Source organism: Streptomyces sp. NPDC028331, assembly GCF_055565775.1.
Window position 1 is genome coordinate 315,395 of record NZ_JBVHTR010000004.1, and the last position, 23,455, is coordinate 338,849.

Sequence of the window (23,455 nt, forward strand, 5' to 3'; positions counted from 1 at the left end):
TCCCCCGTTGTGTGTCGTCAACGGGCACCCGGCTCCCCGAGTGCCCGTCCTGACGTGCCGTCAGTGGTCGGCCGCGACCAGCTCCGGCTCCTCCGTGCCGGTCCGCGGCCCGGGAGCCTTCCCCGGCAGGAACAGGGCGACCACGACGGCGCCGAGCACCGCGACGGCCGCGCCCCACAGTGCGGTGGTGTGCATGGCGTGCAGGAACGCGTCGTTGGCCGGGGAGACGAGCGCCTTGCCCCGCGGGCCGAGCTTGGCGGCGACGCCGAGGGTCGCCTCGATGGACTCGCCCGCGGTGTGGCGTACACCGGCCGGCAGGAACGTCAGCTCGTCCTGGATGCCGTCGCGGTACGACGTCGACAGGACCGAGCCGAGGACCGCGATGCCGAGCGCGCCGCCGACCTGGCGGAAGGTGTTGCTGAGCGCGGACGCGGAGCCGGCCTTCTCGCGCGGCAGGGCCTGCATGATGACGACGCTGGTCGGGGTCATGATGTGGGCCATGCCGGTGCCCATCAGGAAGAACACCACCTCGAGGATCCACAGCGGGGTGTCCGCCTCCAGCGTGGCGAACGCGGCGAGCATCGCGGCGATGATCAGCATGCCGGCGGTGGTCGTGGCCCGGTTGCCGAACCGGTCGACCAGCAGCCGGGCGCGCGGCGCGAAAATGAGCTGCGCGGCGGCCAGCGGCAGCATCAGCAGACCCGCCTGCAGCGGCGAGTAGCCGCGCACGCTCTGGATGTAGAAGACGGAGAAGAAGGTCACTCCCATCAGCGCGAAGAACACCAGGCAGATCGCGGCGATGGCGGAGGAGAAGACCTTGTTCTTGAAGTAGGTGACGTCGATGGACGGGTGGTCGCTGCGCTTCTCGAACACGACGAAGATCGCGAGGACGGCGAGACCGGCCAGTATGGTCCCGAGCACCTTGGCGTCGGTGAAGTCGGCGAGCTGGCCGCCCTTGATGATGCCGTAGACGAGCAGGACCAGGCCGACGACGGACAGCACCACGCCGATGGGGTCGATCCGGCCCGGGTTGGGGTCGCGGGAGTCGGGGACCAGCCAGATCATCAGGACGAACGCCAGGATCACGATCGGCACGTTGACCAGGAAGACGGAGCCCCACCAGAAGTGGTCGAGCAGCAGCCCGCCGGTGATCGGGCCTATGGCGATGGCGAGACCGACGCCGCCGGCCCAGATGCCGATGGCCTTGGGCTGCTCGTCGCGCTCGAAGACGTTCATGAGCACGGCGAGCGTGGCCGGCATCACGAAGGCCGCCCCGAGAGCCATGAGCGCGCGGAACGCAATCAGCTGATCGGGTGAACTCGACTCGGCGGCGAGCGCCGACCCCACGCCGAACACCACGAGACCGGCCAGCAGCGCCCTCTTGCGGCCCAGGCGGTCGCCCAGCAGCCCCGCGGTGAACAGCAGCCCGGCGAAGACGAGCGTGTAGGCGTTGATCGCCCACTCCAGCTCGCTCTGCGTGGCGCCGAGGCCGGTCGGCGCGGGGGTGGAGATCGTCTTGATGGCGACGTTGAGGATGGAGTTGTCGAGCACCACGATCAGCAGGCTGAGCATCAGCACGCCGAGGATGGCCCACCGGCGCCGGTGCACGGCCTCGGGCACCCGCCGTTCGACAGGGGCAGCAGCGGAAGTCATATGAGCGAGCCTAGGCGACTTTCGATACGGAACGGTCTCGTATCGGATCTCTTTACGCAGTCCTTAAGAAGAGACCTGGGTCACGTGTGAAGCGGCCCGAGGCGGGAGACGCAGGACCCGCCCCTGAGGTTGAGCCGCCGCCCCTCACCCCACCGCGCCCCGGGGCCCGCCCCTGCCCTAGCCGCGCGTGGCACGAGGTGCCACCATGGGGGTGGTCCGGGGACGCCGTCAGGGCGCCTCGAGATGACAGAAGGAGCCGTTGCGATGACGCAGCTTCCGGCTGCCCAGGGGCAGCACGTTCAGGGCTCGCTCAAGGCCTCCGACAGCAGCAAGGCGCTGTACGGGGGGAAGAGCTCCCGCCGCATCACCGTGCGCGACATCACCGCCGCCAAGGAGCGCGGCGAGAAGTGGCCCATGCTCACCGCCTACGACGCGATGACCGCCTCCGTGTTCGACGAGGCCGGCATCCCGGTCATGCTCGTCGGCGACTCGGCGGGCAACTGCCACCTGGGGTACGAGACGACCGTGCCCGTCACCCTCGACGAGATGACCATGCTCTCCGCCGCGGTCGTACGGGGCACCAGGCGCGCCCTGATCGTCGGCGACCTGCCCTTCGGCTCGTACCAGGAGGGCCCGGTGCAGGCGCTGCGCTCGGCCACCCGGCTGGTGAAGGAGGCCGGGGTCGGCGCGGTGAAGCTGGAGGGCGGCGAGCGTTCGCACCGCCAGATCGAGCTGCTGGTGGAGTCCGGCATCCCGGTCATGGCGCACATCGGCCTGACCCCGCAGTCCGTGAACGCCATGGGGTACCGCGTGCAGGGCCGCGGCGAGGAGGCGGCCGCGCAGCTCCTGCGGGACGCCAAGGCCGTGCAGGACGCCGGCGCGTTCGCGGTCGTCCTGGAGCTGGTACCGGCGGAGCTGGCGGCCGAGGTGACGCGGGTGCTGCACATTCCGACGGTCGGCATCGGGGCCGGTCCGGACACGGACGCGCAGGTGCTGGTGTGGACCGACATGCTCGGGCTGACCGGAGGGCGGGTGCCGAAGTTCGTGAAGAAGTACGCGGTCCTGCGGCAGGTCATCGGCGACGCGGCCAAGGCGTTCGCCGAGGACGTGGTGGGCGGGACGTTCCCGCTCGAGGAGCACTCCGTGCACTGACCCACTGCGGGGTGCGGCAGTAGGAGCACTGCGGGCCGCCCGTGGCCGGACGAGCCCTCGCGGCGAAACCGCACAGCGCCACTGCCCCGCACCCCCTTACAGGGCGCCCCACCCGCGGGGCGCGCGGCAGCCCGCCGATCTTCCCCCGTCGGCGGGCTGCTTGCCGCCTGGGCGCCTGAACCGGCGCCGCTCTCGCGGACGTGGTCGCCGGCCGTCGTGGTTCCCCATCGATGGTTGCGGGGTTCGTCGGGGAGTCGTCGGTGCTGTCGGCGGCCAGGGGGGCTGTCAGCGGTCCGTCGGCGGCTGTAGGTGCGCTGTCGGTCGTTTGTCGGTGGGGGCTGACACCTTCGTGGCATGACGCGAATCGACGACAACCCGATCGACGCCGCACCGGACGCGGCTGTCACCGTACGGGGGCTGGTCAAGCACTACGGCGAGACCAAGGCGCTGGACGGCGTCGACCTCGATGTGCGCGAGGGCACCGTCCTCGGCGTGCTGGGGCCGAACGGCGCCGGCAAGACCACCCTCGTGCGCTGCCTGTCCACCCTCATCACACCCGACGCCGGCCACGCCGTGGTCGCCGGCTACGACGTCGTACGGCAGCCTCGGCAGACACGCCGTGTGATAGGCCTCACCGGCCAGTACGCCTCCGTGGACGAGAAGCTCTCCGGCTTCGAGAACCTGTACATGATCGGCCGGCTTCTCGACCTGTCCCGCAAGGAGGCCCGCGCCCGGGCCGAGGGGCTGCTGGAGCGGTTCTCGCTCGCCGAGGCCGCGAAGCGCCCGGCGTCCACGTACTCCGGCGGTATGCGCCGACGCCTGGACCTCGCCGCCTCCATGATCGGGCACCCGGCGGTGCTCTACCTGGACGAGCCGACCACCGGCCTCGACCCGCGCACCCGGAACGAGGTCTGGGCCGAGGTCAAGCGGATGGTCGCCGAGGGCGTGACCGTGCTGCTCACCACCCAGTACATGGAGGAGGCCGAGCAGCTCGCCTCCGAGCTCACCGTCATCGACCGCGGCAAGGTCATCGCGGGCGGCGCCATCGACGAGCTGAAGGCCAAGGTCGGCGGCCGTACGCTGCGGATCCGCCCGGCCGACCGGGCGGAGCTGCGCCCGACGGCCGCGGCGCTCGACGAGTTCGGCCTCACCGGTCCCGGCCACGCGACCGTGGACGCCGAGACCGGCACCGTCCTCGTGCCCATCCTCAGCGACGAGCAGCTGACCGCGGTGGTCGGCGCGCTCACCGCCCGCGGCGTCACGCTCGCCGGCATCGCCACCGAACTGCCCAGCCTGGACGAGGTGTTCCTGTCCCTCACCGGCCACAAGGCCGGTGCCGCGCAGGACGCGTCCCCCGCCCGTGAGGAGGTCGCCGCATGAGCGCCACCACCTTGACCGCACCCGCCGCCCCGGTCCCCGAAGACCGCATCGGACTGCGCTCCAACCTGCGCCACATCGGCGCGCTGGTCCGCCGCAACCTGCTGTGGATCCGGCAGGACCCGGAGTCCATGTTCGACGCCGTCCTGTTCCCGATCATCTTCTGTCTGCTGTTCGTGTTCGTCTTCGGCGGCGCCATCGCGGGCACCCACAACCGGCACGCGTACGTCAACTACGTGGTCCCCGGCCTGATGGCGATGATGGGCATGAACATCGCGCAGGGCGTGGGCACGGGATTCAACGAGGACTTCCACAAGGGCGTGATGGACCGCTTCCGGTCCCTGCCGATCAGCCGGGCCTCCGTCCTGATCGCGAAGATCGCGGTGGAGCTCGGGCGGATGCTGTTCGCCACGGCGATCCTGCTGGCGGTGGGCTTCCTGCTCGGCCTGTCGGTGTCGAACGTCCCGGGCCTGTTCGCGGCGATCGGTCTGTCGGTCCTCTTCGGATTCGGGGTCATGTGGATCTTCCTGACCCTGGGCGTGGTGCTCAAGAGCGCCCAGGCCGTCCAAGGGATGGGGTTTCTCGTGCTGATGCCGCTGCAGTTCGGTTCGTCGATCTTCGCCCCGACCAAGACCATGCCGGGCTGGCTGCAGGCCTTCACCGACTACAACCCGCTGTCGACGCTCGCGGACGCCGCCCGGGGCCTGATGAACGGGGGCCCGGTAGCCCACGACGTGCTGATGACCCTGGCCTGGTCGGTCGTCCTCACGCTGGTCATGGCGCCGATCGCGATCCGCAAGTTCAACAACAAGAGCTGACGCCGGGCACGGCACAGCCGGTCCGCGTCACACGAGGGCGGCGGCCTCCTCCAGAGTGAGGCCGCCGCCCTCCGCGTACGCGGCCTCGTAGGCCGGGTCGCCGAGCGCGGCCCGGGCGGCCGCCTCCGCCCTGGCGCGTGCGTCGAGCTCCGCGGGTGCCCGGACGTGGCCGGGCGGCAGCAGCCCGTCGGCGGCGGCCACACACCGGGCCGCGTCCCCGGCGCGAAGCCCGCCGTCCACGCCCGCGAGCGCGATCGCCGCGGTCACCAGATGCACGGAGCCCATGTGCGGCGCGATCACCAGGCTCATCCGGTCCGCCGCGCGTGCGAGTGCCGTGCGCACCTTGGCGAGCGCCTCCTCGTACCGCTCCTCGACGGCGTCCAGCCAGGCGTCCAGACCCATCACCATCCCGTCGAAGACCGCGAAGGACACGGCGCCGAACTCCTTGCGCACCACCTGGAGTTGCTCACGCGCCTCAGCGACGCGGTCCGTCCGGCCGAGCCACATCACCAGGAAGATCCGGGCGAACGGCATGGCGTCCGTCGTGCCGTGGCCTTCCCCGATCACCTGGCGCAGCAGCCGTTCCCCCCGCTCGACCTCCCCCGCGTCCAGCAGGGCACTGCCGAGGCGGGCGCCGAGCACCGCCATCTGGGAGCGGGCGCCGAGTTGTTCGGCCTGGCGCTGCGCGGCCTCGTAGTCGGCGGCGGCGAGCAGGTAGTCACCGCTGCGTTCGTGCGCCTCACCACGGGCGGACAGGGCCTCGGCCGCGCCCCAGGCGTCGCCGAGGCGGCGGAAGATCTCCAGTGCCTCGTCCGCGTCGCGCGCGGCGTCGCCCGCCCAGTCGGCGCGGTTGGCGAGGATGTTGGCGCGCAGTTGGAGTATCTGGGCGAGCTCCCAGGGCTGGTCGAGCTCGCGGCAGGTGCGCACGGTCTCGTCGAGGACCACGCGTACCCGCTCCATGTCGGCGTCGAGCAGGACGGCGAAGAACCACAGGAACCCGGGCACCCGGCAGGTCTGCGGCTGGCCGGGCCGGTAGGTCCGGCTGATGACGCGCAGTTTCTCCTTCGCCTCGGGCGTCTCCCAGGCCTGGATGTCCATGTCCATGCAGGCGAGGTGGACGAGGTGTGCGCCGCGGCGGGCCTCGTCGAGGACCTCGGGGGGCATCGGCGGCGGGCTGTCGGTGGGTCGGTCGAGCAGGTCCGGCACCGGACGCGCGGGCGCGGTGAAGGGGTCGGGGCCCAGGGCCATCACGGCGGTCGACCAGGCGCGGGCCTCGGTGCGCAGGTCCCGCATCTGCCAGTACCAGCACAACGAGAGCAGCAGGCACAGCGCCTCCTGCTCGTCGCGGGCGGCGACGGCGCGGCGCAGGGCGGTGCGCAGGTTCTCGTATTCGAGCTGGAGGCGCTCGATCGCCGCGCGTTGCTGCGCGGAGCGGAGCAACGGGTCGGTGGTGCGGGCGAGTTCGCGGTAGTGGGTGAGGTGCGCGCGTTCGGCGTCGGAGCGCTCACCCGACTCGTCGAGCCGTTCGCCCGCGTACTCGGCGACGGTCTCCAGGAGCCGGTAGCGCATCCCGCCGTCGCCCGCCGGGGCGGCCACGACGAGGGACTTGTCGACGAGCGAGCCGAGCGCCTCCAGGGCGGCGGGTCCGCACACGGCTTCGGCGGCGGTCAGGTCGCAGCCGCCGGAGAAGACGGCCAGCCGGCGCAGCACCGCCCGTTCGTCCTCGTCGAGGAGTTCCCAGGACCAGTCGACGACGGCCCGCAGGGTCTGCTGGCGGGGCAGCACGGTGCGGCTGCCGGAGGTCAGCAGCCGGAAGCGGTCGTCGAGCCGGTCGGCGATCTGGCGGGGGGTGAGCATGCGGAGCCGTGCGGCCGCCAGTTCGATGGCGAGGGGCAGCCCGTCGAGGCGGCGGCAGATCTCGGCGGCGGCCTCGGGGTCGTCCTCGACGCGGAAGCCGGGACGGGCGGCGGCGCCGCGGTCGGCGAGCAGTTCCAGCGCGGAGGGCTGCGGCAGCGGTTCGACGGGCCGCAGCACCTCTCCGGGGACGCCGAGGGGCTCCCGGCTGGTGGCGAGGACCGTCAGGCCGGGGCAGCGTTCGAGCAGGTACGCGACGAGGCGGGCGGCGGCGTCCACGACGTGTTCGCAGTTGTCGAGGATGAGCAGCATGCGGCGCCGGGCGCAGTGCTCGGCGAGCCGCACCAGGGGGTCGTCGTGCCGCTCGGCGACGGCACGCATCTCCTCGGCGCCTGCGCCGCGCAGCACGGTCTCGCGCGCGCCGACGGCGGTGAGCACGGCCTCGGGCACGGCCTCCGGGTCGTCGACGGGCGCGAGTTCGGCGAGCCACACGCCGTCCCGCAACTCGTGCGCCACGGTCTCGGCGGCCTCCTGGGACAGCCGCGTCTTTCCGGCGCCACCGGGTCCGAGCAGGGTGACCAGCCGGGCACGGGCGAGATCACCGCGCAGCGCGTCGATGTCGGCGTCGCGCCCGACGAAGGAGGTGAGCCGGGCACGGAGGTTGCCGGGCGGCGGTGGGGGTGCGGCGGACGCATCCCCGTGGGACGGGACCGTGGCGGGCGGGGTGCCGGGGTCGCGCAGCAACTCCTCGTGGAGCGCCCGTAGTTCGGGCCCCGGGTCGGAGCCCAGCCGGTCCGCGAGCACCCGCCGTACGTCCTCGTAGGCGGCCAGGGCCTCGGCCGGGCGGCCCGCGTCGCGCAGGGCACGCAGGCGCAGCGCCTGCAGGGGCTCGTCCAGGGGGTGCAGGTCGCACAGGGCGGTCAGCTCGGGCAGGTGCTGTTCGCCGTGGCCGAGGGCGAGCGCGGCGGTGAGGCGGGCGCGGCGCGCATCCAGGCGGCGGGTCTCCCAGCGGGCGGCCTCGGCGGTCCGGTCGGGCAGGTCGGCCAGGGCGGGGCCGTGCCACAGGGCGAGGGCGTCGTCCAGCACGACCGCCGCCTTCGCGGGGTCGCCGTCGGCGAGTGCGCGCAGGCCGTCCCCGGTGAGCCGCTCGAAGCGGTGCAGGTCGACGTCGTCGGGTGCCGCGGCCAGCCGGTAGCCGCCGTCCACGGACTCCACGGCGTCCGCACCGAGCGCCCGCCGCAGCCGCCCGACCAGTGCCTGCAGGGCGCCGGGTGCGTCGGCGGGCGGGTCGCCGTCCCACACCTCGTCGACGAGCAGGGCGGCCGGCACGGCCCGGCCGGCCCGCAGCGCGAGCACGGTCAGCAGGGCACGCAGCCGCGCCCCGCCGACGGCCAGGGGCGTGCCGTCGGGGCGTAGTGCCTGGGTGGTACCGAGAAGGCGATAGCGCACGGGGTTCATTCTCTCTGCCACCGTCACCGGGGGTCACGGGGTTTCCGTGGCGCGGCGTGCGGCCCGACCGGCCGCGGACTCCTGTCGCTGACCCGAGCCGCAAGCCAACTGCGGGACGGCCTGCGGACGTTCACAGCGAACAGACGTGAGTAGACAGTGTCTACTCACCAGTGGTAGACACTGTCTATGCATGGTGAGAGCTCCCTTCGGGAGCGGTTGATCGATGTCGGGGTGGATCTCGTGCTCACCGAGGGCTCGGCGTCCGTGGGCCTACGGGAGATAGCCCGTCGAGCGGGGGTGTCGCACGGGGCGCCGCGTCGGTACTTCCCTACGCACCACGCGCTGCTCTCCGCTGTCGCCCGTCGCGGATTCGAGGATCTCGGAGCCCGGTTCGAGGCCGCGATCGCCGGCACGACCACACCGCGCGGCCAGTTGGAGGTCCTCGCGCGGGTGTACGTCGGGTACGCGCTGGAGCGTCGCGGCATGTTCGAGCTGATGTTCCGGCACGACCTGCTCGACAGCGGGCCGCAGGCATCGGATCAACCGCGGCTGCGCGAGTCGACCCTCCCGCTGTTCGGACACATCGCCGAACTCGTCGCCCGATGCCGATCGGAGCGGGATGCCGCGCAACGCACCGACGAGCCGGATACGGCCGCACCTCCGCCTGCCGTGGCCGCGGCCGCCCTGTGGTCGAACCTGCACGGCATCGCCCAGCTGTGGGCCTGGGGCAGCCTGCAACTCGCCCTCGGAGCGCCACCGCAGGGCGGTGACCCGGGCGACGACCGACGCGACCGCCTCATCACGGCGGTTCTGGACGCCCATCTCGGCCCGGTGGCCTCATGACCGCACTCGTACAGCGGCGGCTCGCACTTCTGGTCAGCGTGGCCGGCGCAATGATCGTCGCACTGGACGGCACCATCCTGCTCGTGGCACAGCCCGGCCTGCGGCGTGATCTCGGCGCGAGCATGGCGCAGATCCAGTGGACGAGCACCGGCTATCTGGTCGCGGTGGCCGCGTTGCTCGTCATCGCCGGGCGCCTCGGGGACCGGTACGGGCATCAGCGCCTGATGCTCGTCGGCGTCCTCGGCTTCGGGGCCGCCTCCGCCGGGATCGCCCTCGCGCCGACCGTCGGCTGGGTGATCGTCCTGCGCGCGCTGCAGGGTGGATTCGGCGCGCTCCTGCAGCCTTCGACGCTCGCGCTGCTGCGGCTGGCGTATCCCGCGGACCGGCTCGGCACGCCCATCGCCATCCGCACCAGTGCCATCGCAGTGGCGGCGGGATCCGGTCCGGTCCTCGGCGGTGCTCTCGTGGCGCATCTGGGCTGGCGCGCCGTGTTCTGGGTCAACGTGCCCATCGCGTTCGCCATCGCCGCTCTCGTCGTCGCGGTGCGGACGCCGACACCTGAACGTGCCACCTCTTCGCAGGTCAACCTCACCAGTGCCGGCCTGCTCGCGATCGGACTGGCAGTCCTCGTTCACGCCCTGGCCGACGTACCCGCGCGGGGGTGGGCCTCCCTGCCGACGCTGCTCGAACTCCTCACCGTCACAGGCGTCGCAGCGGTCCTCGCCCGGCACGAACGCCGCACCACGCACCCCATCGTTCCGCCGGCCGTGGCACGTTCCACACCGGTGACGGCGTCGACGGCGATCCTGCTGATCACCAACGCCGGCCTGTTCGGCGCACTGTTCAGGGCCACGTTCTACCTCCAGGACACACTCCGCCTCGACCCGCTCGCCAGCGGTCTGCGCGTCCTTCCGCTGACCGCGCTCATGGTCCTCGGCGCACCGGCCGCGGCCGCCGCACTGCGCCGGTACGGTGCGCGCCGCACCGCGATCGCCGGTACGGTCCTCGTCTCGGCCGGCATCGGGGAGCTGTCCCGGCTCGGTCCGGCCAGCCCGTGGATGGCCATGACCGCCGCCTTCGCCGTCATCGGTGCCGGTTTCGCCACGGTGATGGTCACTGCCACCGGGACCGTCGTCGGCGACGCGCCGCCCGGGTACGCCGGGGTCGTCGGCGGACTCAAGCAGACCGCCATGAACATCGGGCCGACCCTCGGCATCGCCGTCGCAGCCGGCGCGACCGGGCCCGCTGTTTCTACCATGAGCCCTGCCCTGCTGGTCCTGGCCGCCCTCGCTGCTCTCGGCCTGTTCCCTGCGTATCGGCTGCCCTCGCGCCCAGTCCACCGGGAAGGACCAGTCCACCGGGAAGGACACGACACGACCCCCGCGTCCTCGCCCAGGTCCCAGCCCCGCGGGCGGCGCCCGCGCGAAACTGTCGGGCGGAAGGATTCCTGAGGTTTTTTCGCGGCCTCGGGACCGAGCGGTGCAACCGGTACCGGGGGCCGAACCACGCCGCCGGGGGCAAGGAACGCGACGAGTGCCCCTGGTGGTGACCGGACTCGGCCCAGGGCGTGTACGCCGTGCCGTTCTTCACCACGGCCCTGCACCACGTACGCCTGCAGGAGACCGGCTCGGCGGCCGGCCCCCGGAACCGGGCCCCTCCGGCGAGACGTTCTCCCCGTACGCCCGGTACGGTCGGGCCGTCGCCCATGTGTGTACCGAGATCAGGGAGCCCCATGACCACCGCCGCCGCCCGGCGCAGTGACCGCAGGATCAGTCCCGTGTTCGTCGGGATCCTGGCCGTGACGGCGGTCACGGGCTGGGCCACCTGGAGCGGGTTCGCCGAGCAGCCCGGCGTCGCCGTGTTCCTGTTCGTGACGGCCGCCTGGGTCGTCTCCCTGTGCCTGCACGAGTACGCGCACGCCCGCACCGCCCTGCACAGCGGCGACATCTCGGTCGGCGCGAAGGGCTACCTCACGCTGAATCCGCTGAAGTACACCCACGCCCTGCTGAGCATCGTGCTGCCGGTGGTCTTCGTGATCATGGGCGGGATCGGTCTGCCGGGCGGCGCGGTGTTCATCGAGCGGGGCCGGATCCGGGGCCGCTGGCGGCACAGCCTGATCTCGGCGGCGGGCCCGCTGACGAACGTGCTGTTCGCGGCGGTGTGCACGGCGCCGTTCTGGCTGCACGCGCTGGACGGGGTGCCCCGGGACTTCCGGTTCGCCCTCGCGTTCCTCGCGCTGCTGCAGGTGACGGCCGCGATCCTGAACTTCCTGCCGGTGCCCGGCGTGGACGGCTACGGCATTCTCGAGCCCTGGCTGCCGTACAGCGTCCGGCGCCAGGTGGAGCCCTTCGCGCCGTTCGGCCTGCTGTTCCTGTTCGCGCTGCTGTGGGTGCCGTCCGTCAACAACGCGTTCTTCGACGTGATCGACACCATCCTGAACGGCCTGGGCATCGGCGGCTTCGACCAGTACTGCGGTCAGGAGCTGTACCGCTTCTGGCAGGGCAGCAACGAGTTCTGCTCGGTCAGCCCGTGACGGACTTCGCCCGCGCTGCCCGCTCCGCCCGGCCGCGCCTGACGTAGTACCAGGTCATGTTGGACGACACGCCGGCGAGCAGGATCCACACGATGCCGAGCCAACTGCCCTGGACGAAGGAGACGACGGCCGCGGCCACGGCGAGGACGCAGACGGCGAGGGCGTAGAGGGCGAGGCGGGGCATGGGATCGGCTCTCCTGTCGGGGGACACTGCTCGGACTGCTCGGACTGCTCGGACTCGTCGAGCACTCGGAGCACCCGGAACACTCGGACTGCTTCGCCGACCAGTGTCCCCCATCAGGTCATACAGGTCATACGTCCGTGATCCGGAGACCGGCGTGTGCCTTGTACCGCCGGTTGACGGAGATCAGGTTCGCCACCAGCGACTCCACCTGGTGGGCGTTGCGCAGCCGGCCCGCGAAGACGCCGCGCATGCCGGGGATGCGTCCGGCCAGCGCCTGTACGATCTCCACATCGGCCCGCTCCTCGCCGAGGACCATGACGTCCGTGTCGATCTGCTCGATCTCCGGGTCCTCCAGGAGCACGGCGGACAGGTGGTGGAAGGCGGCGGTGACCCGCGACTCCGGCAGCAGCGCGGCGGCCTGCTCGGCTGCGCTGCCCTCCTCCGGCCTGAGGGCGTAGGCGCCCTTCTTGTCGAAGCCGAGCGGGTTGACGCAGTCGACGACGAGCTTGCCGGCCAGCTCCTCGCGCAGCGACGTCAGCAGCGGGCCGTGGCCCTCCCACGGCACGGCGACGATCACGATGTCGCTGCGCCGCGCGGTCTCGGCGTTGTCGGCGCCCTCGACACCGTGGCCGATCTCCTCGGCGGCGGTCCGGGCGCGCTCCGCGGCACGGGAGCCGATGATCACCTTCTGTCCGGCCCGGGCGAGCCGGTAGGCGAGGCCCTTGCCCTGCGGCCCGGTGCCGCCGAGCACGCCGACGACGTGTCCGGAGACGTCGGGGAGGTCCCAGGGGTCCTTGGCGGGGGCCTTGGGTGCACTGTCGGTAGAGGTCATGGGCCGACTCTACGTGCGCCCCGGCCGGTCCCGCCGCTCAGGTGAGGGGCGTCGCGGGATCGGCGGGAGGTGCGCGTTCGGAGGGCGGGTGGCGGTGAGCGGCGGTGCTGGTGTGCCCCATGGTCCGGGTCCGGGTGCGAATCCTGCCCGGGTCCGTGCCCGGGTCGGGCGAATTCCGGGGGAACCGCCGTTGCCGGGGGGCCGTCTGCGGCAGGATGCCGGCGTATGGACGCCGTACGGGTCGCCTTGCTTCGGGAAGTGCTCGCCGGGACCGAGTGGCCGGTCACCACGCGCCGGTTCGCCGGGACGCTGCGCGGGTCCGTCGTGTCGCACGGGGGCGGGCTGCTGCTCGTGGGCACCGAGGAGTACGAGCCGTGGCACCTGGCGGCGCACCTGGTCGACGAGGCGGCCTGGTCGGGGACGCCGGAGCTGTCCCCGACGCTGGTGCGGCACGCGGCGCGGGCCTCCGACCCGGCGCACCTGGCGGTGGGCCTGGGGCGGCTCTCGGCGGCGCGGCGCGGGGAGACGCTGCTGGTGGTGTCGCCCGCCGCGCCGGGGGCGGGGCTGCTGGAGCGGGTCCATGACGCGCGGCGGGCCGGGGCGACGGTGCTGGCGCTGGACGCCGGGGACCGGGACCTGACGGCGCTGGCGCACGAGTCGCTGTCGGTCCCGGCGGACACGGACCTCGATCTGGACACGGTGCAGCACCTGGTGAGCGCGGCGGCCGGGGAGAACCGGCTGCCGGATCCGCGGGGCCGGCGCCGCTTCCGGGACCGTCTGTCCCGGCTGGCGGACCACCTCACGCAGCCGCCGCCGGCCAGGTGGTAGCGGCCGGGAGAACCGGTTGCCCAGGGCACCGCACCGGTGGGGCGGCGGCCTGCTGTGCACGGGGGCGGTGACCGCTCCGGCCGTATGCCTCCCGGCCCTGACGCGCTACGACGCCCGCACGCACGAGCACGCGGTACGCCTCCGGGCGGCACGCACGGGCGGGCCGGGCCGGCGGCCGGGATTCGGTTCCCGCCAAGGGCTGCGCCGGGCGGGGCGAGCAGCACCCACCCGCCCTGCCGGGCGGGTGGGCCGGGGATCTCCGCCGGGCGGCGGCAGAGGTGGGGGCGCTGGGGCGCCGCCGGACGCCCGGCTCAGTCTTCCTCCCGTTCGGCCGCCGGTGGCGCGTCGTGCCAGCGCGGGTCCGTCTCCCACTCGACGTTCCGCTCCCGTGCCGTCTCCATCGCGTGTTCCGCCTCCTGACGGGACGCGTACGGGCCGAAGCGGTCCTTCGCCGGGCACTCCGGGCCCTCCTCGACCTTCTGATGGACCAGGCAGTAGTACCACTCGCCCGGCTTCCCCACCGTCCGCTTCCTGAACAGCGCCATCGCAGAAGCTCCTTTCACCACGGCCATGGTCCCGCACGACCGCTGGATACACTCGCTGGCATGTCTGGCCAGTCGCTGCTCGTACCAGGAGAGCTGTCTCCCACCCGTTCCGTGCCCGGAAACATCCGCCGCCCCGAGTACGTCGGCAAACCGGCGCCGACCCCGTACACCGGGCCGGAGGTGCAGACTCCCGAGACCGTCGAGGCGATGCGCGTCGCCGGGCGGATCGCGGCGCGGGCGATGGCCGAGGCCGCGAAGATCATCGCCCCGGGCGTGACCACGGACGAGCTGGACCGGGTCGCCCACGAGTACATGTGCGACCACGGCGCCTATCCGTCGACCCTGGGCTACCGCGGGTTCCCCAAGTCGCTGTGCACCTCGATCAACGAGGTCATCTGCCACGGCATCCCGGACTCCACGGTCCTGCGCGACGGCGACATCATCAACCTCGACGTGACGGCGTACATCGGCGGCGTCCACGGCGACACCAACGCCACCTACCTGGTCGGCGACGTGGACGAGGAGTCCCGGCTGCTCGTCGAGCGCACCCGCGAGTCCCTCGAGCGCGCCATCAAGGCCGTGCGGCCGGGCCGTCAGATCAACGTCATCGGCCGCGTCATCGAGTCGTACGCGAAGCGGTTCGGGTACGGGGTCGTGCGGGACTTCACCGGTCACGGGATCAACTCGTCGTTCCACTCAGGGCTGATCATCCCGCACTACGACAGCCCGCACGCGACCACGGTGATGCAGCCCGGCATGACGTTCACCATCGAGCCCATGCTCACCCTCGGCACGTACGAGTACGACATGTGGGACGACGGGTGGACGGTCGTGACCAAGGACCGCAAGCGGACGGCGCAGTTCGAGCACACTCTGGTCGTCACGGACACGGGAGCGGAGATCCTCACGCTGCCGTAGCCGGCACGCGTCGTCTCACGCCGCCGTAGCCGGCGCGGTCCGGGGGCATCGGCCGTCTCAGCGCTCCAGGAACACCCTGCCCCCGACCTCCACCCACCCCTCCGGCTGCGGTGCCGTCAGGATCTGTGAGCCTGCTCCCTGGCGGATGTTGAGCGCGCGGCCGAGTCGGGCGGTGAGCAGGAGCGCCGCCGCGCCCGTCGCCTCGTCCTCGTCGATACCGTCGTCGCGACCAGGGAAGGCGCGGGCGCGCACGCGGCCCGCCGCCTCGTCCTCCCACGCCCAGGCGTAAAGCCACTCCCCCGGCGGTGGCACGGGCAGCCCGTCCACCTCGGCCGCCGTCGCGTACTGCCGCAGCGTGCGCGGGGGCGCCCACTCCGGGCGGGCCTCGATCCAGCTGAACTCGCCGTCCAGGCGTGCTCCCACGACGCCGGCGGGGGTGACGAGTTCCGGCAGGTCCAGCAGCCAGGCGGTGCCCACGCAGGGGTGCCCGGCGAACGGCAGCCGCAGCGTGGGCGTGTAGATGTCGATGACCCCGCGCTCGGGGTCGTCGACGAACACGGTCTCGCTGAAGCCCAGTTTGGCGGCGAACGCCTGCCGCTCGTCCGGCTCGGGGATCAGCGAACCGTCCCGGACGACGCCGAGTTCGTTGCCGTAGCCGCCGCCGGGCCCGCAGAAGACCCGCAGCACGTCGTAGTCAGTCACCCCGGCATTCAAGCATCACCCCGCGCGGCGTCCCGATGAGACCTGAATCACGGTCAAGCCGGGTATAGCACGAGTAAGGCTCAGGTAAATTAGGCAAGCCTCACCAAACCGCATCTCCATGGAGCCTGCATGCGAGCCGTCCGCCTGTTTGCCGCCGTCGCCACCGTCGCGGCCCTGACCGCCGTCACGGCCTGCACGGAGAAGAGCAGCGCCGAGGACGGCGACCGCGTGATCACCGTGACCGCGACGGACGACGCGTGCAAACTGTCCAAGACGCAGTTCCCGGCCGGACACGTCGAGCTCGCCATCGAGAACAAGGGCTCGAAGGTCACCGAGGTCTACGTGCTCTTCCCGGACGACCGGGTCGTCGCCGAGCGCGAGAACATAGGTCCCGGCACCCGTCAGAAGGTCACCGCCGAGGTCAAGGCCGGCGACTACCGGATCGCGTGCAAGCCCGGCATGAAGGGCAAGGGCATTCGGCAGGACGTCAAGGCGACCGGCGGCGGGACCACCCGGCGCGACCCTGAACTGGACAAGGCCGTCGCCGACTACCGCGCCTACGTCCAGGAACAGGCCGACGAGACCCTTCCGCGCGTCCGGACCTTCGTCGGGGCCGTCAAGGACGGGGACCTGGACGCTGCGAAGAAGGCATACGCGGTCTCCCGCCTCGGCTGGGAGCGCACCGAGCCGGTCGCCGAGTCCTTCGGCGACATCGACCCGAAGGTCGACGTCCGCGAGGACGGCCTGGAGGCCGGCCAGAAGTGGACCGGCTGGCACCGCCTGGAGAAGGCGCTCTGGCAGGACAAGAGGATCGGCGCCGAGGAGAAGACCCTCGCCGACCGGCTCGTCACCGACCTGGAGGACTGGCAGGGCCGGGTCGGCAAGGCCGAGATCACCCCGACCTCCATGGCCAACGGCGCCAAGGAACTCCTCGACGAGGTCGCCACCGGCAAGGTCACCGGCGAGGAGGACCGCTACGCCCACACCGACCTGGTCGACTTCAAGGGCAACGTGGAGGGTGCGCAGAAGGCGTACGAGCTGCTGAAGCCGGTCGCGTCGAAGAACGACCCGGCGCTGGCCAAGGAACTGGACCGGCAGTTCTCGGCGCTGAACGCCCTGCTGGACAAGTACCGCCCGGACAGCGCCTCGTACGACTTCGTCTCCTACGACAAGGTCACGGAGGCACAGCGCAAGGAGCTCTCGGACGCGGTGAACGCCCTCGCCGAGCCGCTCTCCAAGCTCGCCGCCGCGGTCGTGAAGTGAACAGGGGGGCGGAGCACATGACCGACACCCAGGGGACCCGTCCGTCGCGCCGGGCGCTGATCGGCTGGACCGGCGCCGGGCTCGCGCTCGGTGCCGCCGTGGCCGGCGGTGCGGTGGCGGCTGCGGGCGCGGGCGGCGACGCGGATCCGGCCGCCGCCGAGGCGGGCGGCGCGGTGGAGTTCCACGGCGCGCACCAGGCGGGCATCGCCACGCCCGTGCAGGACCGGCTGCACTTCGCCGCGTTCGACGTGAAGACCGACGACCGGGCCGCGTTCGTAGAGATGCTGAAGGAGTGGACGGCCGCCGCGCGCCGGATGACGGCCGGGCAGGCCGTCGGTGAGGGCGCGTACGGCGGACTCGCCGAGGCGCCCCCGGACGACACCGGGGAGGCGCTGGGCCTCAAACCCTCGCGGCTGACCCTGACGATCGGCTTCGGGCCGTCGTTCTTCGACAGGTTCGGCCTGACGGGCAAGCGGCCCGAGGCGCTGGTCGACCTGCCGAAGTTCCCCGGCGACAACCTGGACGGCTCCCGCACGGGCGGCGATCTGTGCATCCAGGCCTGCGCGGACGACCCGCAGGTCGCCGTGCACGCCATCCGCAACCTGGCCCGCATCGGCTTCGGCAAGGTCGCCGTGCGCTGGTCCCAGCTCGGCTTCGGCAAGACGTCCTCGACGACCCCCGACGCCCAGACGCCGCGCAACCTCTTCGGGTTCAAGGACGGCACCCGCAACATCGCGGGCACGGAGACCGACCGGCTGAAGAAGTTCGTGTGGGTCGGCGACGGGGACGGGCCGGCGTGGATGACCGGCGGCTCGTATCTGGTCGCCCGGCGGATCCGCATGAACGTCGAGACGTGGGACCGGACCTCGCTGCAGGAGCAGGAGGACGTCTTCGGCCGGGACAAGCGCGAGGGCGCACCGGCCGGCAGGGCCAAGGAGCACGACGAGCCGTTCCTGAAGGCGATGAAGCCCGACGCACACGTCCGTCTCGCCCACCCCGACTCCAACGGGGGCATCACCATCCTGCGCCGGGGTTACTCCTTCACGGACGGCACCGACGGCCTCGGCCGCCTCGACGCGGGCCTGTTCTTCCTGGCCTACCAGCGCGACCCCCGCAAGGGGTTCATCCCGCTCCAGCGCAGGCTGGCGGCGCACGACGCGCTCAACGAGTACATCCAGCACGTGGGTTCGGCGGTCTTCGCCATCCCTCCCGGCGTCCGGGACTCGGGCGACTGGTGGGGCCGCACCCTGCTGTCCGAGGAGGCCTGACCCGTGTTCTCCAACTATCTGATCGGCCTGCGCGAGGGGCTGGAGGCGAGCCTCGTCGTCTGCATCCTGATCGCCTACCTGGTCAAGACCGGCCGCCGCGACGCGCTGAGGCCGATCTGGACCGGTATCGGCATCGCGGTCGCCCTCGCGCTCGGCTTCGGCTGCGTCCTCGAGTTCGGCTCCCAGGAGCTGACGTTCCAGGCGCAGGAGGCGCTCGGCGGCTCCCTGTCGATCCTCGCGGTGGGCCTGGTGACGTGGATGGTCTTCTGGATGCGGCGCACGGCCCGGCATCTGCGGTCCGAACTGCACGGCAAGCTGGACGCGGCCCTGGCGATGGGCACGGGCGCGCTGGTCGCCACCGCGTTCCTCGCCGTGGGCCGCGAGGGGCTGGAGACCGCGCTGTTCGTGTGGGCGTCGGTGCACGCGGCGAGCGACGGCACCCCGCGCCCCCTCGTCGGCGTCGCCCTGGGCCTCGCGACGGCCGTCTTCCTGGGCTGGCTGTTCTACCGCGGCGCCCTGAGGATCAACCTGGCGAAGTTCTTCACCTGGACCGGCGGCCTGCTGGTCGTCGTCGCCGCGGGCGTGCTCGCCTACGGCTTCCACGACCTGCAGGAGGCCGGCTGGATCCCGGGCCTGACGAGCCTCGCCTTCGACATCAGCGGCACCGTTCCGCCGGACAGCTGGTACGGCACGCTGCTGAAGGGCGTGTTCAACTTCCAGCCCGATCCGACGGTCCTTCAGGTCACGGTGTGGCTGCTGTACTTGGTCCCGACGCTCGCGCTTTTCCTGTCCCCGGTAGGGTTCGCCTCCGGAAAGGGGAAGGTGAAGGTCACTGATGAGCAGGGAGCGCGGGGATCGCAGCCCTCGAACGCTGCGTAGTCCAGGCCGGTTCGCCCTGGCAACGGCGGCGGTGACGGTTCTGTCCATGACGGCGAGCGGCTGCGTCGTGGTGCACGGCGAGCGGGAGGTCGTACCGACGGCGACACGCGCCGAGGCGGCCCGCGCGCTGAAGGACTTCCTCACCGCCTACAACAAGGCGGACAAGACGTACGACCGGTCCCAGGACGCCGGCCGGGTCACCGGTGCGCTCGGCGCCATCGACGGCGGCAAACTGGAGGCCGGCCACCGGACCAACCCGGGCGGCAACCCCGCCCATGTGCCGCTGAAGCTGACCGACGCCAGGTTCGTCATCCCCGCGAAGGCCGGCTGGCCGCGCTGGTTCGTCGCCGACACCCGCGCCAACAAGGGCAGCGCGGACGCCCATTGGCTGCTCGTGTTCACCCGCTCCGACGCGAGCAAGGTGTGGGCGGTGTCGTATCTGACGATCCTCGCGCCCGGCGACGTGCCCGCGTTCAAGACGGACAAGGACGGCTGGGCCGAGCCCGTGCCCGCGGACGATCCGGCGCTCGCCGTCCAGCCCCGGAAGCTCAGCACCGCCTACGCGACCTACCTGCAGAGCGGCGGGGACGCGTTCGCGCCGGGCCCGCACACCTCGCAGTGGCGGGCCACCCGGCTGGAGAACGCGACCAAGCCGGGACTGGCCCGGCAGTACATCGACGAGTCGCTGACCAACGGCGACTACGCCCCGGTGGGGTTGCGCACCACGGACGGCGGCGCGCTGGTGTTCTTCGCCACACACCACTACGAGAAACAGACGGCCGCGCAGGGCGTGAACATCAACCTCACCGACCCGAACACCAAGGCGCTGCTGACCGGGGAGGTCAAGCAGTCCCTGACCCTGGAGTACGTATCGAACCAGGCGGTGCTGGACCCGGTGAAGGGCCGCGTGAAGTTCGTGAGCCGGGTGGAGGGGCTGACGGGGGCCAAGGGGGAGTGACGTCGGTGACGGCGGTCGCAGCCGGGGCTCAGCCCCGGTGCGGCCAGCCCGCCAACTCGCTCTCGCTCCCGGCGTACCGCGCGCACGCGTCGGTGAGCACCTCGAGCAGGCTCAGGGGATCCGGCAGCGCGTGCTCGGGACCCCGGACCCACTCGACCGTCAGGTCCCCCGGCAACCGCGCCGGGGGCACCAGCACATACGACCCCCGGCAGTGCCACCGCAGCCCCGGGTGCTCGTCCATGGTCTCGGGGTGGCAGTCCAGTTCGCACGGCCACCACTCGTCCTCGTCCTCGGGCGTGCCGCGGGTCAGCGTGAAGAACAGCATGCGGCCGTCCCCGGTGGTGGCGACGGGGCCCACCTCGACACCGGAGGCGAGCAGCCGGTCCAGGGCCTCCTCGCCGGCCTCGCGCGGGACGTCGAGCACGTCGTGCACCATCCCGGTGGCGGTGATGAAGTTGGCCCGCGGCTCGTGCCGGGCCCATCGCTCGATCTGCGCCCGGTCGGTGGTGGACTGCGTCTGCCAGGCGAAGGAGACGGGGTGCCGGGCGGGCGTGGGACAGCCGACGCGGTCGCAGGAACAGCGGTAGCCGACGGGGTGCGCGGCGGGGGCGAGGGGCAACCCGGCCGCGGCGGCAGCCAGCAGCATCGCCTCACGGCCGCCGTCGCCGGCGTCCTCCTCGAGACGGGCGGGACGTCGTCCGCGCAGCCACTGGGAGATCCTGCCCTGCACGCTCGCGCGGCGGCCGAAGTCTGCGCTCATCTATCCCCTCGCCTCGCTGCTGTGGTCCCGACAGCATGCCCTATGGTCCCACCATCCTGCGCGACGGGTGACCGGAGCTGCCCACCGGGGTGGGCCCGGGGCAACCGGGCGATCCCAACTCAGGGCCGCCATCAGGGGATATCGCGGGATTTCATCCGGTCTGTCCGCCGGCATCACCGGAAGGCGGAGGCCAGGCATCGCCCCAATCCGCGTCGCGGGCGGCCCTGTAGAGCGGTCCGTGGCGTTTGGTGACCGTGGCGCGGTGCAGGGACTCGTCCGGGCCGCACAGGTCGAGGAGCACCTGGCCCTTGCGGATCTGCGGGCGCCGGACCACGCGGGAGGCGGCGGGGAGCACCGGGAATCGGCTCGCGGCGACGTAGCTGAACTTCTCGTCCTCGTACGGCAGCGAGCCGCCCTTGACCTGGCGGTGCAGTGAGGAACGGCTGACCCTGGCCGAGAAGTGGCACCAGTCCTCGCCGGGGACGATGGGGCAGGCGGCGCTGTGCGGGCAGGGCGCGGCGACGTGGAAGCCGGCGCGGATCAGTCGGTCGCGCGCGTCGATGACGCGGCTGTAGCCGTCGGGGGTGCCGGGTTCGACGATCACGACGGCCTGGGCGGCGGCGGCCGCGGTGTCCACGACGGCGGCGCGGTCGGCTTCGGTGAGCTCGCCGAGGACGTAGGAGACCGTGACGAGATCGGCGCTCTCTATGGTGAGCGCCGCTCCGATACGAGAGCGGCGCCACTCGGCGACCTTGAGCGCCGGGTTGGCCTCGGCGATCTCCCGGCCGAGCGCCAGCGCGGGCTCGGCCCAGTCGAGCACGGCGACCGGACGCTCCCCGCCCCAGGTGGCGCTCACGGCCCAGGTGGCGGCGCCGGTCCCACCGCCGATGTCCACATGGCTCGCCGGCGTCCAGCCGGGGGCGGCGGCCGCGAAGGCGTCGAGCGCCGCGCACACCGCCTCGAACGTGGCGGGCATCCGGTACGCGGCGTAGGCGACCACGTCGGAGCGGTCGCGCAGCACGGGCGCGTCGGTCGGGGTCCGCCCCCGGTAGTTGGCGATCAGCCGTTCCACGGCCTGACCGGCCTGCCGTGACGGAAGCCCGTCGAGCAGCCGGGACAGGGCGGCACGGAGAGCGTCGGCTGGGGAGTCGGGGGCGTTCACGTGGCGATTCTAGGGCGGTGAGCGGTGCTCGCTTCGAAGAGCGGTACTCATTCACGAGAGCGGCGATCCGCTGACGGCTTCCGCCGGACGACGGAGACCCCGGGCCCTCCGAGTACTGACCGCCGAGACGGCCGCCGCCTCAGATGCGCCCATGGCAGAGGCGTACAGTGCGCTGGCCCTGTTCGATCTCCAGGGAGAGCCCCCAGAAGGGACCTACGTGAACAGACGCCTCATACGACTGCTGGTGGCTGCGGGGAGCACGGCGCTGGTGGCGGTGCCGCTCACCGCACCCGCGCAGGCCGCCACCACGTCGGCGAGCGCTTGCCCGTCCGGCTACCTGTGCGGATGGACCGGTACGAGCGAGACGGGCTCCATGATGAAGACCCGCTCCGACATGCCCACGATGGGCACGTGGGACAACAGGATCCGCTCCTACTGGAACCGCACGTCCAGCATTTCCTGCCTCTACACCGACCCGAACTACGGCGGCACCTACTTCGCCGACCCACCGGACAACGGCTACACGGACTCCGACTCGAGCCTCGACAAGGCGATCAGCTCCATCAAGATCGTGCCCAACGAGCGGGAGTGCAGCAGTCCGCCCTACGCCGGGTGGTACGCGGAGCCCGCCCAGAGCGCCGCCGGATTCGGTGACCTGAACGGTGACGGCCGCGCGGACCTGCTCTCCCGGGACCGAAGCGGCCGGCTCTGGTTCGTCTCCGGCACCGGGGACGGCACGTTGATCGGCGGCGGCTGGAACTCCATGACCGCCCTGACCCGGCACGGCGACCTCACCGGCGACGGCACCGAAGACCTGGTCGCCCGCGACTCCTCCGGCGAGCTGTGGGTCTACCCGGGCACCGGCCGGGGCGGGTTCGGCACACGCAAGGACCTCGGCGGGGGCTGGAAGTCGATGGCCACCATCACCGCCACCGGTGACCTGAACGGCGACGGACGCGGCGACCTGCTGGCCCGTGACTCCGCCGGCACCCTGTGGCTGTACGCCGGCACCGGCCACGGCACCTTCGCCGCCCGCACATCCCTGGGCGGCGGCTGGAAGTCCATGAACGCCCTGACCGCACCGGGCGACCTCAACGGCGATCGCCACGGCGACCTCCTCGCCCGTGACACCTCGGGCAACCTGTGGCTGTACCCCGGCAACGGACACGGCTCCTTCGGCGCCCGGAAGCTCATCGGCGGCGGCTGGGGCCAGATGTCCACCTTCCTCGGCGTAGGCGACGTCGACGGTGACGGCCGCAACGACCTGGTCGCCGCCACTCAGGACGGTTACCGGAACCCCGACGCCTCGGTGACGGCGGACGAGCTACGGGTCTACGCGGGCAACGGCAACGGATCCTTCGCCAAGTACCAGGTGTGGAACCGCAACTGGTACGACCTCAACGGCGGCTTCTGAGCACGCCCCTCCAGGGAGGAACGGCCCTGGAGGGGCGACGCAGAGCAGTGGCCCTGCGTCGCC

21 protein-coding genes are annotated in these 23,455 nt (G+C 72.2%); 13 read left to right on the plus strand and 8 right to left on the minus strand.

The features are described from left to right. Positions 1–60: 60 nt before the first annotated feature. Positions 61–1,653: an MFS transporter gene (locus ACZ4SW_RS07415; protein WP_468239112.1), complete on the minus strand. Its 1,593-nt coding sequence runs from the start codon at positions 1,651–1,653 to the stop codon at positions 61–63. A 264-nt stretch (positions 1,654–1,917) separates the two neighbouring features. On the opposite strand from ACZ4SW_RS07415, the gene panB reads away from it, so the two are divergent. The 3 genes from panB (at position 1,918) to ACZ4SW_RS07430 (ending at position 5,000) form a co-directional block, all read left to right on the plus strand. Further along, a complete protein-coding gene (panB, locus tag ACZ4SW_RS07420; protein ID WP_468239114.1) occupies positions 1,918–2,805 on the plus strand; it encodes a 3-methyl-2-oxobutanoate hydroxymethyltransferase in 888 nt (295 codons plus the stop codon). Between the two features lie 354 nt (positions 2,806–3,159). Beyond that, the gene (locus ACZ4SW_RS07425; RefSeq protein WP_468239116.1) at positions 3,160–4,185 is read left to right on the plus strand and encodes an ATP-binding cassette domain-containing protein; all 1,026 of its coding nucleotides are present in this window, start codon (positions 3,160–3,162) and stop codon (positions 4,183–4,185) included. Further along, positions 4,182–5,000, plus strand: coding sequence for an ABC transporter permease (locus ACZ4SW_RS07430; protein WP_468239119.1), 819 nt, complete (start codon positions 4,182–4,184; stop codon positions 4,998–5,000). Before ACZ4SW_RS07425 ends, ACZ4SW_RS07430 begins: the two co-directional genes overlap by 4 nt. Before the next feature lie 27 nt (positions 5,001–5,027). On the opposite strand, the gene ACZ4SW_RS07435 is transcribed toward ACZ4SW_RS07430, so the two are convergent. Next, on the minus strand, positions 5,028–8,312 hold the full coding sequence (locus ACZ4SW_RS07435; RefSeq protein WP_468239121.1) for a BTAD domain-containing putative transcriptional regulator: 3,285 nt from the start codon (positions 8,310–8,312) through the stop codon (positions 5,028–5,030). A gap of 177 nt (positions 8,313–8,489) precedes the next feature. Between ACZ4SW_RS07435 and ACZ4SW_RS07440 the strand changes: the two genes are divergently transcribed. The 3 genes from ACZ4SW_RS07440 (at position 8,490) to ACZ4SW_RS07450 (ending at position 11,679) form a co-directional block, all read left to right on the plus strand. Then, entirely contained in the window at positions 8,490–9,146 is a 657-nt protein-coding gene (locus tag ACZ4SW_RS07440; protein ID WP_468239124.1) for a TetR/AcrR family transcriptional regulator, read from the plus strand. Beyond that, a complete protein-coding gene (locus ACZ4SW_RS07445) occupies positions 9,143–10,597 on the plus strand; it encodes an MFS transporter (protein WP_468239126.1) in 1,455 nt (484 codons plus the stop codon). The genes ACZ4SW_RS07440 and ACZ4SW_RS07445 overlap by 4 nt, the downstream gene beginning before the upstream one ends. 281 nt (positions 10,598–10,878) lie before the next feature. Next, the gene (locus ACZ4SW_RS07450; protein ID WP_468239129.1) at positions 10,879–11,679 is read left to right on the plus strand and encodes a site-2 protease family protein; all 801 of its coding nucleotides are present in this window, start codon (positions 10,879–10,881) and stop codon (positions 11,677–11,679) included. On the opposite strand, the gene ACZ4SW_RS07455 is transcribed toward ACZ4SW_RS07450, so the two are convergent. Then, the gene (locus ACZ4SW_RS07455) at positions 11,669–11,863 is read right to left on the minus strand and encodes a hypothetical protein (RefSeq protein ID WP_468239131.1); all 195 of its coding nucleotides are present in this window, start codon (positions 11,861–11,863) and stop codon (positions 11,669–11,671) included. The two genes, ACZ4SW_RS07450 and ACZ4SW_RS07455, sit on opposite strands and share 11 nt — an antisense overlap. A 127-nt stretch (positions 11,864–11,990) precedes the next feature. Then, complete coding sequence (npdG, locus tag ACZ4SW_RS07460) at positions 11,991–12,695, minus strand: NADPH-dependent F420 reductase (RefSeq protein ID WP_468239133.1); 705 nt, start codon at positions 12,693–12,695, stop codon at positions 11,991–11,993. A gap of 225 nt (positions 12,696–12,920) precedes the next feature. Here npdG and ACZ4SW_RS07465 point away from each other — a divergent pair, with 225 nt between their 5' ends. Further along, entirely contained in the window at positions 12,921–13,523 is a 603-nt protein-coding gene (locus ACZ4SW_RS07465) for a hypothetical protein (protein ID WP_468239136.1), read from the plus strand. 311 nt (positions 13,524–13,834) lie between these two features. Here ACZ4SW_RS07465 and ACZ4SW_RS07470 read toward each other — a convergent pair whose 3' ends face one another. Continuing rightward, positions 13,835–14,068 (minus strand): hypothetical protein, encoded by a 234-nt coding sequence (locus tag ACZ4SW_RS07470; RefSeq protein ID WP_468239138.1) that lies wholly within the window; start codon positions 14,066–14,068, stop codon positions 13,835–13,837. A gap of 60 nt (positions 14,069–14,128) precedes the next feature. Between ACZ4SW_RS07470 and map the strand changes: the two genes are divergently transcribed. Continuing rightward, positions 14,129–14,986, plus strand: coding sequence for a type I methionyl aminopeptidase (gene map, locus ACZ4SW_RS07475; protein ID WP_468239141.1), 858 nt, complete (start codon positions 14,129–14,131; stop codon positions 14,984–14,986). A gap of 57 nt (positions 14,987–15,043) precedes the next feature. On the opposite strand, the gene ACZ4SW_RS07480 is transcribed toward map, so the two are convergent. Beyond that, entirely contained in the window at positions 15,044–15,688 is a 645-nt protein-coding gene (locus ACZ4SW_RS07480; RefSeq protein ID WP_468239144.1) for a PhzF family phenazine biosynthesis protein, read from the minus strand. Between the two features lie 129 nt (positions 15,689–15,817). On the opposite strand from ACZ4SW_RS07480, the gene efeO reads away from it, so the two are divergent. Genes efeO through ACZ4SW_RS07500 form a run of 4 tightly spaced genes read left to right on the plus strand, consistent with a single transcriptional unit; the run spans position 15,818 to position 20,056 of the window. Then, complete coding sequence (gene efeO / locus ACZ4SW_RS07485; RefSeq protein WP_468239147.1) at positions 15,818–16,951, plus strand: iron uptake system protein EfeO; 1,134 nt, start codon at positions 15,818–15,820, stop codon at positions 16,949–16,951. 17 nt (positions 16,952–16,968) lie between these two features. Further along, positions 16,969–18,219 carry an iron uptake transporter deferrochelatase/peroxidase subunit gene (efeB, locus tag ACZ4SW_RS07490; RefSeq protein ID WP_468239149.1) on the plus strand — a complete coding sequence of 417 codons (1,251 nt, stop codon included), beginning with the start codon at positions 16,969–16,971 and terminating at the stop codon, positions 18,217–18,219. Positions 18,220–18,222: 3 nt separating this feature from the next. Further along, the gene (gene efeU, locus ACZ4SW_RS07495; RefSeq protein WP_468239151.1) at positions 18,223–19,098 is read left to right on the plus strand and encodes an iron uptake transporter permease EfeU; all 876 of its coding nucleotides are present in this window, start codon (positions 18,223–18,225) and stop codon (positions 19,096–19,098) included. Continuing rightward, positions 19,055–20,056, plus strand: coding sequence for an SCO2278 family lipoprotein (locus tag ACZ4SW_RS07500; protein WP_468239154.1), 1,002 nt, complete (start codon positions 19,055–19,057; stop codon positions 20,054–20,056). Before efeU ends, ACZ4SW_RS07500 begins: the two co-directional genes overlap by 44 nt. 28 nt (positions 20,057–20,084) lie before the next feature. Here ACZ4SW_RS07500 and ACZ4SW_RS07505 read toward each other — a convergent pair whose 3' ends face one another. Both ACZ4SW_RS07505 and ACZ4SW_RS07510 read right to left on the minus strand, forming a co-directional pair. After that, on the minus strand, positions 20,085–20,816 hold the full coding sequence (locus ACZ4SW_RS07505; protein WP_468239156.1) for a bifunctional DNA primase/polymerase: 732 nt from the start codon (positions 20,814–20,816) through the stop codon (positions 20,085–20,087). Positions 20,817–20,967: 151 nt separating this feature from the next. Then, positions 20,968–21,978: a small ribosomal subunit Rsm22 family protein gene (locus ACZ4SW_RS07510; RefSeq protein WP_468239158.1), complete on the minus strand. Its 1,011-nt coding sequence runs from the start codon at positions 21,976–21,978 to the stop codon at positions 20,968–20,970. 151 nt (positions 21,979–22,129) lie between these two features. On the opposite strand from ACZ4SW_RS07510, the gene ACZ4SW_RS07515 reads away from it, so the two are divergent. Continuing rightward, the gene (locus ACZ4SW_RS07515; RefSeq protein ID WP_468239161.1) at positions 22,130–23,392 is read left to right on the plus strand and encodes an FG-GAP-like repeat-containing protein; all 1,263 of its coding nucleotides are present in this window, start codon (positions 22,130–22,132) and stop codon (positions 23,390–23,392) included. Positions 23,393–23,455: the final 63 nt, after the last annotated feature.

What these genes read in the sequence shown, in the direction of transcription:
- ACZ4SW_RS07415 (WP_468239112.1), bottom strand. Translation starts at nt 1,653, where the DNA reads ATGACTTCCGCTGCTGCCCCTGTCGAACGGCGGGTGCCCGAGGCCGTG.
- panB (WP_468239114.1), top strand. Translation starts at nt 1,918, where the DNA reads ATGACGCAGCTTCCGGCTGCCCAGGGGCAGCACGTTCAGGGCTCGCTC.
- ACZ4SW_RS07425 (WP_468239116.1), top strand. Translation starts at nt 3,160, where the DNA reads ATGACGCGAATCGACGACAACCCGATCGACGCCGCACCGGACGCGGCT.
- ACZ4SW_RS07430 (WP_468239119.1), top strand. Translation starts at nt 4,182, where the DNA reads ATGAGCGCCACCACCTTGACCGCACCCGCCGCCCCGGTCCCCGAAGAC.
- ACZ4SW_RS07435 (WP_468239121.1), bottom strand. Translation starts at nt 8,312, where the DNA reads ATGAACCCCGTGCGCTATCGCCTTCTCGGTACCACCCAGGCACTACGC.
- ACZ4SW_RS07440 (WP_468239124.1), top strand. Translation starts at nt 8,490, where the DNA reads ATGCATGGTGAGAGCTCCCTTCGGGAGCGGTTGATCGATGTCGGGGTG.
- ACZ4SW_RS07445 (WP_468239126.1), top strand. Translation starts at nt 9,143, where the DNA reads ATGACCGCACTCGTACAGCGGCGGCTCGCACTTCTGGTCAGCGTGGCC.
- ACZ4SW_RS07450 (WP_468239129.1), top strand. Translation starts at nt 10,879, where the DNA reads ATGACCACCGCCGCCGCCCGGCGCAGTGACCGCAGGATCAGTCCCGTG.
- ACZ4SW_RS07455 (WP_468239131.1), bottom strand. Translation starts at nt 11,863, where the DNA reads ATGCCCCGCCTCGCCCTCTACGCCCTCGCCGTCTGCGTCCTCGCCGTG.
- npdG (WP_468239133.1), bottom strand. Translation starts at nt 12,695, where the DNA reads ATGACCTCTACCGACAGTGCACCCAAGGCCCCCGCCAAGGACCCCTGG.
- ACZ4SW_RS07465 (WP_468239136.1), top strand. Translation starts at nt 12,921, where the DNA reads ATGGACGCCGTACGGGTCGCCTTGCTTCGGGAAGTGCTCGCCGGGACC.
- ACZ4SW_RS07470 (WP_468239138.1), bottom strand. Translation starts at nt 14,068, where the DNA reads ATGGCGCTGTTCAGGAAGCGGACGGTGGGGAAGCCGGGCGAGTGGTAC.
- map (WP_468239141.1), top strand. Translation starts at nt 14,129, where the DNA reads ATGTCTGGCCAGTCGCTGCTCGTACCAGGAGAGCTGTCTCCCACCCGT.
- efeO (WP_468239147.1), top strand. Translation starts at nt 15,818, where the DNA reads ATGCGAGCCGTCCGCCTGTTTGCCGCCGTCGCCACCGTCGCGGCCCTG.
- efeB (WP_468239149.1), top strand. Translation starts at nt 16,969, where the DNA reads ATGACCGACACCCAGGGGACCCGTCCGTCGCGCCGGGCGCTGATCGGC.
- ACZ4SW_RS07500 (WP_468239154.1), top strand. Translation starts at nt 19,055, where the DNA reads ATGAGCAGGGAGCGCGGGGATCGCAGCCCTCGAACGCTGCGTAGTCCA.
- ACZ4SW_RS07505 (WP_468239156.1), bottom strand. Translation starts at nt 20,816, where the DNA reads ATGAGCGCAGACTTCGGCCGCCGCGCGAGCGTGCAGGGCAGGATCTCC.
- ACZ4SW_RS07515 (WP_468239161.1), top strand. Translation starts at nt 22,130, where the DNA reads ATGGCAGAGGCGTACAGTGCGCTGGCCCTGTTCGATCTCCAGGGAGAG.